This is a genomic window from Salmonella sp. 32010601201800023SM (assembly GCF_017572235.1).
Classification (GTDB): domain Bacteria; phylum Pseudomonadota; class Gammaproteobacteria; order Enterobacterales; family Enterobacteriaceae; genus Salmonella; species Salmonella enterica.
The window spans coordinates 618,411-631,237 of sequence record NZ_JAGEQS010000002.1; the positions used below are offsets into that span (position 1 = coordinate 618,411).

Genomic DNA, 12,827 nt, shown 5'->3' on the forward strand with positions numbered 1-12,827 from the left:
ATTGCGAGGTGCTATCGGCTGTGATTTCCCATGATATAAGGGCTGAACGCGAATGGGGAGGAAGAGATATTTTTTGGAACAACCAGCAAAAATCCACCTGAATTGGAGGAATCCAGGTGAATAATGTCACTCGTATTGAGTGTAGGACATGTTGTAATATTTGCGCGATTTAACCCGGTATTGCTTGAAATAAAGGCATGGAAAATGTAACGTTATTTCCCATGCCCGCAAGGTTAAAAATTCCAGTCTTCGTCTTCGGTTTCGACTGTTTTCCCCATCACATAAGATGAACCTGAGCCGGAAAAGAAATCATGGTTTTCGTCGGCATTCGGCGAGAGCGCGGCAAGGATTGCGGGATTCACGTCTGCCATCTCCGGCGGAAATAACGCCTCATAACCCAGGTTCATTAAGGCTTTATTGGCGTTGTAGCACAAGAAGGCTTTGACGTCGTTAACCCAGCCGGTTTCCGCATATAACGCTTCTGTGTAGCGGATTTCGTTGTCGTACAGTTCCATCAACAAATCCAGCGCGAAAAGCTTTAACTCTTCACGCTCGATTGCCGATAGTTTTTGTAGCGCTATCTGATACTTATAGCCAATATAATAACCGTGAACCGCTTCATCGCGAATGATTAAACGAATCAGGTCGGCAGTGTTCGTGAGCTTACCGCGGCTGGAGAAATACATCGGCAGCCAGAAGCCGGAATAGAACAGAAAAGACTCTAAAAAGACGCTGGCAATCTTTTTCTTTAGCGGTTCATCGCTGACGTAATGAGCCAAAATAATCTGCGCCTTACGCTGAAGCGGCGGGTTTTCTTCGCTCCAGGCGTAGGCGGCATCAACCTCTTTCGTCTGGCACAGCGTGGAAAAAATAGAACTGTAAGAGCGGGCGTGTACCGCTTCCATAAAGCTGATGTTCGACAATACTGCCTCTTCATGCGGCGTGATGGCATCTGCCATTAACGACGGCGCGCCTGCGATGTTCTGGATAGTGTCGAGCAGCGTAAGTCCCGTAAACACGCGAATGGTGAGCTGCTGTTCGGCGGCGCTCAGCGTCTGCCAGGCCGGAATATCATTCGATAACGGCACTTTTTCCGGCAGCCAGAAGTTACTGGTCAGCCGGTTCCATACCTCCAGATCTTTGTCGTCCTGGATCTTGTTCCAGTTGATGGCGCTAATACGAGATAATTTCATATGGCTTTCCTTATAGCGCGCAGGATACGCAGCCTTCAATTTCAGTACCTTCCAGCGCCAACTGGCGAAGCCGGATGTAATACAGTGACTTAATACCTTTTCGCCAGGCATAGATCTGCGCTTTGTTGATATCGCGGGTCGTGGCGGTATCGGGGAAAAACAGGGTGAGCGACAGTCCTTGATCGACGTGGCGCGTGGCCTCGGCATAGGTATCAATAATTTTTTCCGGACCGATATCGTAAGCATCCTGATACATGTCCAGGTTTTCATTGGTCATAAACGGCGCGGGGTAATACACACGCCCGGTTTTGCCCTCTTTGCGAATCTCAATTTTGGCCACAATCGGATGAATGCTGGAGGTCGCATGATTAATGTAAGAAATCGAACCGGTCGGCGGCACCGCCTGCAAATTTTGGTTATAGATGCCATAGCGCATCACATCGTCGCGCAGCTTTAGCCACATTTCGCGTGTGGGCAGCGTAATGCTGCTGCGGGCAAATAGCGCCCTGACTTTCGCCGTTTTCGGTTGCCAGTCGTCCTGTAAATACTGCGTAAAATAGTCGCCGCTGGCATAGCGCGACTGCGCAAATCCGGCGAAGGTTTTGCCGCGTTCGCGGGCCAGCCGCATTGAAGTATGCACGGCATGCCAGGTAATGGTGTAAAAATAGAAATTGGTGAAATCCAACGCCTCCGGCGAACCGTAGGCAATGCCTTCTCTCGCCAGATAGCCATGCAGATTCATCTGGCCCAGACCGATGGCATGAGAGGCGGCATTACCGGCGGCTATTGAGGGCACGCTGCGTATATGGCTCATGTCCGACACCGCCGTCAGGCCGCGAATAGCGGTTTCTACGGTACGACCAATGTCCGGTGAATCCATGACGTGAGCGATATTCAGCGAGCCGAGATTGCAGGAGATGTCATGCCCGATGTGGGTATAGTCAAGGTTATCGTCGTAACGGGAGGCGCTATTGACCTGTAAAATTTCCGAGCACAGGTTGCTCATATTAATGCGACCAGCAATGGGATTCGCGCGGTTTACCGTATCTTCAAACATGATGTAGGGATACCCGGATTCGAACTGAATCTCCGCCAGTGTTTGAAAAAAGTCACGGGCGTTAATATAGGTTTTACGCACGTGCGGATCGGCAATTAATTCATCGTACCGTTCGCTAATGGCGATATCGCCAAACGGTTTGCCGTAGTGTCGTTGTACGTCATAGGGCGAAAAGAGCGCCATTTGCGCGTTTTCTTTCGCCAGCCGGAAGGTGATATCCGGGATCACCACGCCGAGAGAGAGCGTTTTGATCCGGATTTTTTCGTCAGCATTTTCCCGTTTGGTATCCAGAAAACGCAGAATATCCGGGTGGTGCGCATGGAGATAAACCGCGCCGGCCCCCTGGCGCGCGCCAAGTTGGTTGGCATACGAAAACGCGTCTTCCAGCATTTTCATCACCGGGATCACGCCGGAAGACTGATTCTCAATGCGTTTGATCGGCGCGCCCGCCTCGCGCAGATTGGAGAGTAAAAACGCGACGCCGCCGCCGCGTTTGGAGAGTTGTAGCGCCGAATTCACCGCCCGCCCGATCGACTCCATATTGTCTTCGATACGGAGCAGGAAGCAGGAGACCAGTTCCCCACGCTGCTGTTTGCCGCAATTTAAAAAAGTCGGGGTAGCGGGCTGAAAGCGACCAGAAAGCATTTCATCGGTCAGTTGGGTGGCCAGCGTTTCGTCACCCTGCGCCAGCGTCAACGCCACCATTGTCACCCGATCTTCAAAGTGTTCCAGATAACGTTTGCCGTCGAAGGTTTTCAGCGTGTAACTGGTATAGAACTTCCAGGCGCCAAGAAACGTCTGGAAGCGAAAGCCGCTGGCGTGGGCGTGCTCGAACAGGCGGAGGACGAAGGCGCGGTCGTAACGCGCGAGGACAGCGTCATCGTAATACCCTTCCCGAACCAGCGTCTCCAGACGTTCATGCTGGCTGGCAAACGTCACGGAATGCGGGCAGACGTGGGTGGCAAAGAAGGCGTCGATCGCCTGCTGGTCCTTGTCGAACTGAATATGGCCTGCTTTATCGTAAAGATTCAGCATCGCGTTCAGGGCGTGGTAATCCATGGTTTCCTGCATTACGCGCTCCGGGATAGTTGTTGCCAAAATTCATTTACTCCTTTTCGGACGTTATCGATGTCGCGTTGTGTGCCCATGAGCTCAAAGCGGTACAGCCAGGGGACGCCGCATTTTTGTGCTATCACATCGCCAGCGCATCCCCAGGCATCGCCGAAATTGCGGTTACCGGAGGCGATGACGCCGCGAATGCGCGCCCGGTTGTGTTCATCATTTAAAAAGCGGATCACCTGTCGCGGCACCGCACCGGCCATCCCGCCGCCGCCGTATGACGGCACAACCAGAATGTACGGTTCGTCTACCTGAATTCGCTCCCGTTCATTGAGCGGGATACGCGTGGCAGGCAGCCCCAGACGCTGCATAAAACGGTGCGTATTTTCAGAGCTGCTGGAGAAGTAGACGAGCGCGCTCATGCGTTTGCCGCGTGGGGTGTCGGGTGCAGACGGTTAATCATGTCCGGGCGGAAGCCAGACCAGCTCAAATCGCCCGCCATCACCACCGGTAATTGACGAAATCCTTGCGCCCGGAGCGTATCCGCTGCATCCGGCACCAGATCGACGTTCACCATCTCAAATTCAAATCCACGGCTTTCCATCGCCCGCTTTGTGGCGTGGCACTGAACACAGTTATTGCGAGTGTAAATAGTAATGCTCATGATTCGTATTTCCATTTAAAATGAGAAAACGGCGCGATGAAACGCGTCGGATTGTCGTGTGTTGATACAGGAAATACTAGATGTAGTTGAATTAAGATTCAACCATACAAGATATGGGAATTTTCGATTGATTTTAACGTCGCTGATGAACGCAGCGGGGTAGGGGCGGCATGGCTAATTTTTGCCGGATGGTGGCATGAACGCCCGCTCCGGCCTGCAGGTTCACGCATAACAGAGTTGGCTGGCATCCGCGCCATCCGGCAACAATGCGTCACATTCGCATACCGATCGCCAGACGGTTAAAGCAGTTCATTAAACCGATGGCGAAGGTCAGATCGCTGATTTCACGCGCGCTGAAATGATTGAGCAGCGGCAGGTAAACATTATCTTCGGCGTGGGTTTCAGCAATGTGCGTCACCGATTCCGCCCAGGCTAACGCCGCGTACTCTTGCTCGCTGAAATGGTGGCTTACTCGCCATCCTGCCAGCGCATCTAATTTAGCTTGATTCACGCCAGCCTTACGCAGCGCTTTGCTGTGCATCTCCAGGCAAAATGCACAACCATTTATTTGCGAAACACGCAGGTAAATCAGCTCCATCAGCGTGGGGTCAAGCGTGCTCTTTTCCAGCGCGTTTTTCGCCTGCACCAGAGCGCTGTAAACCTCCGGGCTCAGTTCATAATAGGGTTGGCGTAACGTCGTCATCATGTTTCTCCTCGTGTTGATGACGAGCACTGTAGCACTATAATGGTCTGTAAAAGAGGGCCATATTTTTACAGAAAAAGCAGACCATATGCCGCGCTATCAGCACATCGCTCGTCAGTTAAAAACGGCCATTGAGCAAGGAGAACTCGCGCCCGGAACGCGTTTGCCTTCCAGTCGGACGTGGGCGCAGGAACTGGGCGTTTCTCGCGCCACGGTGGAAAATGCCTATGGCGAGCTGGTGGCGCAGGGCTGGCTGGAGCGACGTGGCCAGGCAGGCACGTTTGTGAGCAACGCTCTACGGTTTGAGACGGCGCCGCCGATACCCGCTGTTTTTGCCGGAGAAAGTCCGGAACCGAAACCCTTTCAGATGGGGTTACCGGCGCTGGATCTCTTTCCACGCGAGAAGTGGGCGCGAGTAATGGGGCGTCGGTTGCGCACGCAGACACGCTTCGATCTGGCATTAGGCGACGTCTGCGGCGAGGCGATTTTGCGCCAGGCGATAGTCGATTACCTGCGGGTTTCGCGTAGCATTGAATGTCTGCCGGAACAGGTATTTATTACCTCCGGATATGCGGATTCTATGCGGCTAATCCTGCGTACATTGTCTGTGCCGGGAGACAGCATGTGGGTGGAAGATCCCGGCTTTCCGTTAATTCGCCCGGTGATAACGCAGGAGGGGATTACGCTGGCGCCGATTCCGGTCGATGCCGATGGGCTGAATGTCGCGGCGGGGATGCGGGATTGCCCGCAGGGACGCTTTGCATTGGTGACGCCCGCCCATCAAAGTCCGTTGGGGGTGGCGCTGTCGTTAACTCGCCGACGGCAACTTCTGGCATGGGCGGCGAATGTGCAGGCCTGGATTATTGAAGATGACTACGACAGCGAATTTCGTTATCACGGTAAACCGCTTCCGCCGCTCAAGAGTCTGGATGCCCCGCAGCGAGTGATTTACGCCGGAACGTTCAGTAAGTCGCTCTTCCCGGCATTACGTACCGCCTGGCTGGTGGTGCCGATAAAGCAGATTGAGCATTTCCGCCAGCAGGCGTCGCTGATGCCCTGTAGCGTACCGTTGTTATGGCAGCACACGCTGGCTGATTTTATCCGTGATGGCCATTTCTGGCGGCATCTGAAAAAGATGCGTCAACATTATGCTCAGCGACGGTTATGGATTGAAGAGGCGCTGGTAGAACAGGGATTTGTCGTGACATTACAGAAAGGCGGTATTCAACTGGTTATTGAGGTTGAAGGCGATGATAAAGCGCAGGTAGCGAAAGCGAATCAGGCCGGACTGGCGGTACAGGCGCTAAGCCGTTGGCGAGTGGTTTCGTCAGGAAAGGGGGGCATTTTACTGTCGTTTACCAATATTACTTCCGCCGTCATGGCGAAACAGGTCGCATGGCAGCTTCGACAGGCGATACGGTAACCGTTTCGCCGAATAGCGCGACCTGGGCCTGCGGCAATGATGCAGGCCCAATAAAGTATGTCGCCATCCGGCAGCGCACGTCGTTAGCGACGCAGGCTAAGCAGCGCCCCGATAAAAATCCCTACCGCTGCGGCGGTTCCTACGCTACACCAGGGTTTTTCACGCACAAACGTATCCGCGCATCCCATCGCATCACAGGCGGCTTGTTTTACGCGAGTACGACCCTGCATCCGCGCCCGGGTCTCTTTCAGCAACGCCTGTGCTTTACGTCGCGCAGCCTCGGCTTCGTCTTTCGCATCGCTTCCCCAGGATTTAAGGACATCTTCCAGACTGTCGGCTAAACGATTGACATCATTCTGAATATCCTGAACACCATCATCGACGTCGTTTCGGTTCGGTTTGTTAAGCATATGATCCTCCATTGATTTCGATGTAGCTTTCAGTGTAGTTCATATTTTTACCTGCTGAGGCTTGTTACGGCGATATCATGCGTTTCTGGACTTTTCTGAAAGCGTTGATAACGCGCTATCGGGTAAGGTAAGCCCGCAGTACAAGAGAATGAGGATAAAATATGTATTTACGACCTGACGAGGTGGCGCGGGTACTGGAAAAGGCAGGGTTTACCGTCGATGTGGTGACGAATAAGACGTATGGTTATCGACGCGGCGAGAATTATGTTTATGTTAACCGCGAGGCGCGTATGGGGCGTACCGCGCTGATCATTCACCCCAGATTAAAAGACCGTAGCTCATCACTGGCTGACCCGGCTTCGGATATTAAAACCTGCGATCACTATCAAAATTTTCCGCTCTATTTAGGCGGCGAGACCCACGAACATTACGGTATTCCCCACGGCTTTAGCTCCCGAATAGCGTTAGAACGTTATCTGAATGGGCTTTTTGGCGACGAAAAAACCGACTAAAAGCGCGACTGGCAATGCCAGTCGCGACGCTAACTTACGCCTTAGCCTGATGATAGCTGCTCACTTTAAACAGGCGGCGACAATAATCCAGGAAGTAGCCATAAACCGCGCCCATTAACATTGAAACAACAATGTTTGAACTCACGGCGGCCACTATCTGATGCCAGCCGGCACCGACGGTCAGCAAGATGATAATATAAACGGGTGACTGAAAGGTGACATAAGCCAATACATCCGCCAGGTTTTTGGCCCATCCCGCCGGGCTTGCCTTACGCGCGACGCGCATAATCAGATCGCGGTAAACGCCGTATGGCCATGCAATCAAAATGTTGACAGGTATCGCCACCAGCCTGGAAGAAAGCGACTGCTCAAAGCTCATTCCGGAGAGGAATATCTCGATCAACATGTTCACAACAGAACAGTAAACAACCATCGCAAACGTGTCTGCTACGGCATGACGCAAGCGTGACTGTGGAGAGAACATGTTAATGCTCCTTGTAGCGTATCGATCAGAATGAGGTGATGGTTGGTAGTGAAATCATAAAGCACTTTTGTCTTTGCATAGAGTATATCCCTATATAATAACTATCAACTAGTGTAATATTTTTATTTATAGGCTTTTTGTCGATAAAATACTCTGTGATTGTGTGTTTTTTGCTCGCGGCGAGATTTTCGTTGTTGTTAGTCATTAATTACTTTTAAATCAATGCATTATAATGCATTGTTTTTCTGGCGATTTTCAGCCACATTCCAAATGTTGTCAGATGCGATGTATTCTCGGCTAACGGCACGCGCTCTACTTTTCTCAGCATAATTATAGCTATTGCAGACTGATTTTTAGCATAAAGCTCTGATGATGATTTTTGAATGGTTAATCTCTTATTGTGCTGAAATATTCACTTCTGTATAAGGTCAGCCACCGTGAGGGTCACCGCGGTTACTGAGATACGCAATACGCTATAAACAGCCAAACGGGAAACCTACAGATATACCGTAGGCAGAATAACCTGAAACACGCAGGGGGTAATGAATATAACCTTCTGGTTAACAGATTAATATAATTAATCGAGTTATGCTGTGTATATCTGTATGAACTTTAGGATCTGGAAATATAATCAACAATCGCATACAATACCGCCTGTAATAGTTTTTTGTTTTCTGCGTTAAAAGGTTTTTATTGATATGAATTTGATGTTACAGAACTTAAATAATATCCGCACGCTGCGCGCTATGGCTCGCGAATTCTCCATTGACGTTCTTGAAGAAATGCTCGAAAAATTCAGGGTTGTCACTAAAGAAAGACGCGAAGAAGAAGAATTGCAGCAACGCCAGCTTGCCGAGAAGCAGGAGAAAATTAATGCCTTTCTGGAGCTGATGAAAGCAGACGGTATTAACCCGGAAGAGTTATTTGCCATGGATTCAGCAATGCCGCGTTCTGCTAAAAAGCGCCAGCCGCGTCCGGCAAAATATCGTTTTACTGATTTCAATGGCGAAGAAAAAACCTGGACCGGACAAGGTCGTACGCCTAAACCGATTGCCCAGGCGCTGGCGGCGGGGAAATCTCTGGATGATTTCTTAATCTAATCACGGATAGCTTTTAACAGATGGCGCTTCGTTTCCTGTCTCTATTAACCGGGACTCAGGGAACGTTGCGCCATGCTCATTTTGATAAATCAGCACACGCCAAAATCGCCCTCTTCGCAATAGGGGGTGACATCTGCCGCTTTGAGGATCAATTTTTCGCCCGGTTCATTACCGACCTGTACCGCGACAATATGATCCTCGTTGACTTCAATCACTTTCAGTTTCGGCCCACCCATTCGGGGCTGTACGATATCGCCTGGTGTGAACATCACGCCCTCCTGTTGAACAATGGTATAAACCCGCCTTCAGTCTACTACACACTTACCGACGCGTGGTGAAGGTACCGCTTAATGAGTACGGGTATTCCAGGGCATTTTTTCCAGTAGTCGCGCCATTCCGCAGAAGCCGGTCATGCCTGCCAGCATTAACCCGGCCCCGACAAAACCGCTAATGAGGAAAAAGCCGCCGTGGACCGTATAGCCCATAATAACCCCAAGCAACGCCAACCCGCCGGCGGCGATTTGCACCTGACGCATCAGCGGCAACGGTTGCGATTTGTCTTCTGTGACGGGCAATCCTGCCGCTTTCCATCCGTCGATACCGCCTTCCAGTAGACTGACCTGAGCAGGGGCGGCAATGGCCTGTAGTTTTGCTGCATTGCTGCTGGTTCGTTTACCTGACTGACAGTGAAAAATAATCTGTTCCGCTCGCAGGTTGGCGGGCAAATCGCCCTGTTCAAGCCGGGAGAGCGGCGCCAGTTGCGCATGTGGAATATGCTCGCGCAGATATTCATCGGCGTCGCGCACATCAATCAGTTTCGCGCCTTGCGCTATCAGCGCTTGCGCCTCACGGGGGGAAACTATCCCAATGGACATCGTGCCTCCTTATGGACAATAGAGATTCTTTAACGTGGCGATAATCGTATTAACCGCCTCATTTTTAATGAAATAGTGAATGCGCTGGGCATCGCGTTGACTATCAATCAGCCCTTCTTCCCGCATCCGCGCCAGATGTTGCGACGTCGCGGAGGGGCTTAGCCCGGTAATGCGCGCCAGTTCGCCTGCGCTGGTTTTTGGCGAACCGCAAAGCATACATAAAATCAGTAATCTTTTTGGGTGGCTCATCGCTTTGAGCAGGGCCGCCGCCTGTTCTGCGCTGGCCTGAAGTTGTTCAAGCTCTGTCATAGTTATTTAAGTATTTTCTAAATTTAGTTAATTCTAAAATAAACATCAACCTAATGCCAGCGTAAAGAGCGTAAAGGAGGGTAAAAGCGCGGCGCGCGACTGGCAGGCTCAGGTAAACTGACTATGCTTAGAGATAAAATCTCTTTTTAAACAATGACTAATTTTGCTTGTATGGAGTGTATATGGGTTTCTGGAGAATTGTATTTACGATTATTTTGCCTCCGCTCGGCGTACTTTTAGGAAAAGGGTTCGGTTGGGCATTTATCCTTAATATCCTGCTGACATTACTCGGATATATTCCGGGGCTTATCCACGCATTTTGGGTTCAGATGCGTCATTAATTACCGGCCACCGGCGGCGCATAAGCGCCGCTTATCAGGATAACCTCATTCCCTCTGCTACACTTTTCTTTGTGTGTATTTTTGACAAGCGAGGTGAATATGGGACTTTTCAATTTTGTAAAAGATGCAGGTGAAAAACTCTGGGACGCGGTAACCGCTAATCATGATAAGGACGATCAGGCGAAAAAAGTCCAGGAACATTTAAATAAAACGGGAATACCCGACGCTGACAAAGTGAATGTGCAAATTGCTGATGGAAAAGCGACAGTGACGGGGGATGGGCTGAGTCAGGAGGCAAAAGAAAAAATTCTGGTTGCCGTGGGGAATATCGCCGGGATTAGCAGCGTTGACGATCAGGTTAAAACCACGACGCCGGCGGCTGAAAGTCAGTTTTATACCGTAAAATCAGGCGACACCCTGAGCGCTATTTCAAAGCAAGTGTATGGTAACGCCAATCTGTATAATAAAATCTTCGAGGCAAATAAACCGATGCTGAAAAGCCCGGAAAAAATATATCCGGGACAAGTGTTGCGTATTCCTGAAGAATAATGGCTATCAGGCCGCGCCAGGCTACATTTTTCCTGCCATCGCCTGGCGAATAATGGGAATCGGCGTCAGCAAATGCTGACGCATTAATTCGCTGGCGCGTGCCGCCTCGCGCGCCAGTATCGCTTCGGTTAGCGTGTGATGCTGGATATGTTTATCTTCCAGCATCTCGACGGACAGAACGGTTTCACGTAACCAAATAAAGCGGTAGCGGGCCGCCAGGTCAAATAAGCGTTCGCGCATCTGTAGCAAGTAATGGGAGCCGCACCCGGCGACAATGGCGGAATGAAACGCCTGGTGGCGCTGATCCCATTCATCGAGCATATGTTCACTGGCATCGCTGGCTTCCAGTTTACTGAGCATATGCGCTCGCGCCAGGATCTCCGCCTCCCACGCATCATCGCCGCGTTCAATCGCCAGGCGTACCAGCATCGCTTCCATATTGGCGCGCGCGTCAAAAATATCGAGGAGTTCCGCCTCTGACATGGATGCCACGCGATAGCCTTTTTGATTCACCACGGTGACCAGCCGTTCCGCCACCAGTTGCGACAGCGCCTCACGCAGCGGCCCTACGCCGAGCGCATAGCGGGCGGTTAATAAACTCATCCGCAGTTTCTCATCCGGCTGATAAGTGCCGCGAATAATGTCATTTTTAAGCCAGCGATAGCCATCTATGGCCGTCGGTTGGGAAAGGGCGGTCATCTTTTACTCCTGAGAAGCTTCCCGGCTGACGCCGGGAATAACTAACGTAGGTTTTGCAGGGGGGCTTTTTGCCACCTTATCAGTTTTTTCCAGCGAGACATAATGGGGACAGTACCTATTATGCCCAGCCCTAACAGCCCCGTTGAAATGACTTCTAGTTGCTGTGCCGGTCGAAATAGCATCACCACCAGGACAAAGCAGATAAAGCCGATAACCAGCCAGGTGAGCCACGGATAAAGCCACATTTTCAGCTTAATTTCTCCGCCCTGCGCCAGCAGAATTTTACGCATTCGCAATTGCGAAATCGCAATCACCAGATAGACCAGCAGCGCGATGGCGCCAGAACTGTCGATAAGAAATTTAAACACTTTTGCCGGGGCGTAATAATTGACGATAACGGTTAAAAACGCCGCGCCGGTAGAGAGGAGAACCGCCACCCAGGGCGTTTTGCTACGGTTAGTTTTTCCCATTATCGCAGGCGCATCGCCGCGGCGGCTAAGGGAATAGAGCATCCGGGAGGCGGTATATAATGCGGAGTTCAGACAACTGGTCACCGACAATAAAATCACGCAGTCCATAATGAATTTTGCGTGCGGAATATGAAGCAGCTCCAGTACCGAACGGTACGAACCTACGCTTTTCAGACCCGGCATATTCCACGGGATCAGCGCCACCACCACAAAAATGGAACACAGGTAAAAGATGGAAATTCGCCAGATAACAGAATTGGTGGCGCGTACGATATGTTTATCCGGCGTATCGGATTCCGCGGCAGCAATAGTGACGATTTCCGCGCCCATAAAAGAGAACATGGTGATCAACATGGCGCTTAACACCGCGCCGAAGCCGTTAGGCATAAAACCACCGTGATCCCATAGCCGGGAGATACCGCTTACCTCAGCATACGGATAAAAACCGCTAATCGCTGTCGCGCCCAGCGCGATAAACGCCAGAATGGCAATTACTTTACATAGCGCCAGCCAGAATTCGAACTCGCCATAATTTTTGACGCTCAATAAATTGCTTCCGGTTAAGGCAAGCGTAATCACTAATGAAAATAGCCATACCGGAATACCCGGTATCCATGAATTCAGAATAATGGCGGCAATATTGGCCTCCAGCGGAATAACCAGCACCCAAAACCACCAGTATAACCAGCCGATGGTATACCCGGCCCAGGGGCCGATCGCTTTATCCGCATAGGTGGAAAAAGAACCGGTATCCGGTGTGGCGACGGCCATTTCAGCCAGCATTCGCATAATCATGACGACTAAAAGTCCTGCGAACAGATAGGCCAGCAGTACCGCAGGGCCGGCCTCCGCAATCGCCACGCTGGAACCGACAAACAGGCTGGCGCCGATGACGCCGGCGATCGATAACATGGTGACGTGGCGTGATTTCAGCCCGCCCCCTAATGCATGTGATTCTGACAATTGCCCCATCCTAAAA

General features: G+C 51.2%; 17 protein-coding genes. 5 read left to right on the forward strand and 12 right to left on the reverse strand.

The window, feature by feature from the left end; genetic code table 11:
• Positions 1-233 precede the first annotated feature (233 nt).
• The 5 genes from nrdF to J4617_RS10430 all read right to left on the reverse strand — a co-directional run bounded on the left by nrdF (position 234) and on the right by J4617_RS10430 (position 4,676).
• The gene (nrdF, locus tag J4617_RS10410) at positions 234-1,193 is read right to left on the reverse strand and encodes a class 1b ribonucleoside-diphosphate reductase subunit beta (protein ID WP_000777903.1); all 960 of its coding nucleotides are present in this window, start codon (positions 1,191-1,193) and stop codon (positions 234-236) included.
• Between the two features lie 10 nt (positions 1,194-1,203).
• Positions 1,204-3,348 carry a class 1b ribonucleoside-diphosphate reductase subunit alpha gene (gene nrdE, locus J4617_RS10415; protein ID WP_017465663.1) on the reverse strand — a complete coding sequence of 715 codons (2,145 nt, stop codon included), beginning with the start codon at positions 3,346-3,348 and terminating at the stop codon, positions 1,204-1,206.
• Complete coding sequence (gene nrdI / locus J4617_RS10420; RefSeq protein WP_001275402.1) at positions 3,321-3,731, reverse strand: class Ib ribonucleoside-diphosphate reductase assembly flavoprotein NrdI; 411 nt, start codon at positions 3,729-3,731, stop codon at positions 3,321-3,323. Before nrdI ends, nrdE begins: the two co-directional genes overlap by 28 nt.
• Entirely contained in the window at positions 3,728-3,973 is a 246-nt protein-coding gene (gene nrdH / locus J4617_RS10425; protein ID WP_000028870.1) for a glutaredoxin-like protein NrdH, read from the reverse strand. The genes nrdI and nrdH overlap by 4 nt, the downstream gene beginning before the upstream one ends.
• 271 nt (positions 3,974-4,244) lie before the next feature.
• Complete coding sequence (locus J4617_RS10430) at positions 4,245-4,676, reverse strand: carboxymuconolactone decarboxylase family protein (RefSeq protein WP_017465664.1); 432 nt, start codon at positions 4,674-4,676, stop codon at positions 4,245-4,247.
• 88 nt (positions 4,677-4,764) lie between these two features.
• Between J4617_RS10430 and J4617_RS10435 the strand changes: the two genes are divergently transcribed.
• The gene (locus J4617_RS10435; RefSeq protein ID WP_017465665.1) at positions 4,765-6,099 is read left to right on the forward strand and encodes a PLP-dependent aminotransferase family protein; all 1,335 of its coding nucleotides are present in this window, start codon (positions 4,765-4,767) and stop codon (positions 6,097-6,099) included.
• 83 nt (positions 6,100-6,182) lie between these two features.
• Here J4617_RS10435 and J4617_RS10440 read toward each other — a convergent pair whose 3' ends face one another.
• Positions 6,183-6,509 (reverse strand): DUF883 domain-containing protein, encoded by a 327-nt coding sequence (locus tag J4617_RS10440; RefSeq protein WP_001519557.1) that lies wholly within the window; start codon positions 6,507-6,509, stop codon positions 6,183-6,185.
• A gap of 161 nt (positions 6,510-6,670) precedes the next feature.
• On the opposite strand from J4617_RS10440, the gene J4617_RS10445 reads away from it, so the two are divergent.
• Positions 6,671-7,021, forward strand: a complete 351-nt coding sequence (locus J4617_RS10445) for a DUF2002 family protein (protein WP_000281305.1) — start codon at positions 6,671-6,673, stop codon at positions 7,019-7,021.
• Between the two features lie 34 nt (positions 7,022-7,055).
• Here the strand turns inward: J4617_RS10445 and alaE are convergent, their stop codons facing one another.
• Positions 7,056-7,505, reverse strand: a complete 450-nt coding sequence (gene alaE / locus J4617_RS10450) for an L-alanine exporter AlaE (protein WP_000492669.1) — start codon at positions 7,503-7,505, stop codon at positions 7,056-7,058.
• 698 nt (positions 7,506-8,203) lie between these two features.
• Here alaE and stpA point away from each other — a divergent pair.
• Positions 8,204-8,605, forward strand: a complete 402-nt coding sequence (gene stpA, locus J4617_RS10455) for a DNA-binding protein StpA (RefSeq protein WP_001051100.1) — start codon at positions 8,204-8,206, stop codon at positions 8,603-8,605.
• Positions 8,606-8,694: 89 nt separating this feature from the next.
• On the opposite strand, the gene J4617_RS10460 is transcribed toward stpA, so the two are convergent.
• The 3 genes from J4617_RS10460 to J4617_RS10470 form a co-directional block, all read right to left on the reverse strand.
• Positions 8,695-8,874: a hypothetical protein gene (locus J4617_RS10460; RefSeq protein WP_000494942.1), complete on the reverse strand. Its 180-nt coding sequence runs from the start codon at positions 8,872-8,874 to the stop codon at positions 8,695-8,697.
• Positions 8,875-8,952: 78 nt separating this feature from the next.
• Complete coding sequence (locus tag J4617_RS10465) at positions 8,953-9,480, reverse strand: rhodanese family protein (protein WP_000022009.1); 528 nt, start codon at positions 9,478-9,480, stop codon at positions 8,953-8,955.
• A gap of 9 nt (positions 9,481-9,489) precedes the next feature.
• Positions 9,490-9,789 carry a metalloregulator ArsR/SmtB family transcription factor gene (locus tag J4617_RS10470; RefSeq protein WP_000137432.1) on the reverse strand — a complete coding sequence of 100 codons (300 nt, stop codon included), beginning with the start codon at positions 9,787-9,789 and terminating at the stop codon, positions 9,490-9,492.
• 182 nt (positions 9,790-9,971) lie between these two features.
• On the opposite strand from J4617_RS10470, the gene J4617_RS10475 reads away from it, so the two are divergent.
• Positions 9,972-10,130, forward strand: coding sequence for a YqaE/Pmp3 family membrane protein (locus J4617_RS10475; RefSeq protein WP_000508175.1), 159 nt, complete (start codon positions 9,972-9,974; stop codon positions 10,128-10,130).
• Positions 10,131-10,229: 99 nt separating this feature from the next.
• Positions 10,230-10,679, forward strand: coding sequence for a peptidoglycan-binding protein LysM (gene lysM / locus J4617_RS10480; RefSeq protein WP_000522406.1), 450 nt, complete (start codon positions 10,230-10,232; stop codon positions 10,677-10,679).
• A 21-nt stretch (positions 10,680-10,700) separates the two neighbouring features.
• Here the strand turns inward: lysM and csiR are convergent, their stop codons facing one another.
• Complete coding sequence (csiR, locus tag J4617_RS10485; protein ID WP_000126152.1) at positions 10,701-11,378, reverse strand: DNA-binding transcriptional regulator CsiR; 678 nt, start codon at positions 11,376-11,378, stop codon at positions 10,701-10,703.
• A gap of 41 nt (positions 11,379-11,419) precedes the next feature.
• Positions 11,420-12,820, reverse strand: coding sequence for a GABA permease (gene gabP, locus J4617_RS10490; RefSeq protein ID WP_000531282.1), 1,401 nt, complete (start codon positions 12,818-12,820; stop codon positions 11,420-11,422).
• Positions 12,821-12,827: the final 7 nt, after the last annotated feature.

Bases quoted from the DNA above. Each gene is read 5' to 3' on its own strand.
- lysM (WP_000522406.1), top strand. From the start codon at position 10,230: ATGGGACTTTTCAATTTTGTAAAAGATGCAGGTGAAAAACTCTGGGAC.
- J4617_RS10435 (WP_017465665.1), top strand. From the start codon at position 4,765: ATGCCGCGCTATCAGCACATCGCTCGTCAGTTAAAAACGGCCATTGAG.
- J4617_RS10430 (WP_017465664.1), bottom strand. From the start codon at position 4,676: ATGACGACGTTACGCCAACCCTATTATGAACTGAGCCCGGAGGTTTAC.
- nrdF (WP_000777903.1), bottom strand. From the start codon at position 1,193: ATGAAATTATCTCGTATTAGCGCCATCAACTGGAACAAGATCCAGGAC.
- nrdH (WP_000028870.1), bottom strand. From the start codon at position 3,973: ATGAGCATTACTATTTACACTCGCAATAACTGTGTTCAGTGCCACGCC.
- J4617_RS10475 (WP_000508175.1), top strand. From the start codon at position 9,972: ATGGGTTTCTGGAGAATTGTATTTACGATTATTTTGCCTCCGCTCGGC.
- J4617_RS10460 (WP_000494942.1), bottom strand. From the start codon at position 8,874: ATGTTCACACCAGGCGATATCGTACAGCCCCGAATGGGTGGGCCGAAA.
- J4617_RS10470 (WP_000137432.1), bottom strand. From the start codon at position 9,789: ATGACAGAGCTTGAACAACTTCAGGCCAGCGCAGAACAGGCGGCGGCC.
- J4617_RS10440 (WP_001519557.1), bottom strand. From the start codon at position 6,509: ATGCTTAACAAACCGAACCGAAACGACGTCGATGATGGTGTTCAGGAT.
- gabP (WP_000531282.1), bottom strand. From the start codon at position 12,820: ATGGGGCAATTGTCAGAATCACATGCATTAGGGGGCGGGCTGAAATCA.
- J4617_RS10465 (WP_000022009.1), bottom strand. From the start codon at position 9,480: ATGTCCATTGGGATAGTTTCCCCCCGTGAGGCGCAAGCGCTGATAGCG.
- csiR (WP_000126152.1), bottom strand. From the start codon at position 11,378: ATGACCGCCCTTTCCCAACCGACGGCCATAGATGGCTATCGCTGGCTT.
- alaE (WP_000492669.1), bottom strand. From the start codon at position 7,505: ATGTTCTCTCCACAGTCACGCTTGCGTCATGCCGTAGCAGACACGTTT.
- nrdI (WP_001275402.1), bottom strand. From the start codon at position 3,731: ATGAGCGCGCTCGTCTACTTCTCCAGCAGCTCTGAAAATACGCACCGT.
- stpA (WP_001051100.1), top strand. From the start codon at position 8,204: ATGAATTTGATGTTACAGAACTTAAATAATATCCGCACGCTGCGCGCT.
- J4617_RS10445 (WP_000281305.1), top strand. From the start codon at position 6,671: ATGTATTTACGACCTGACGAGGTGGCGCGGGTACTGGAAAAGGCAGGG.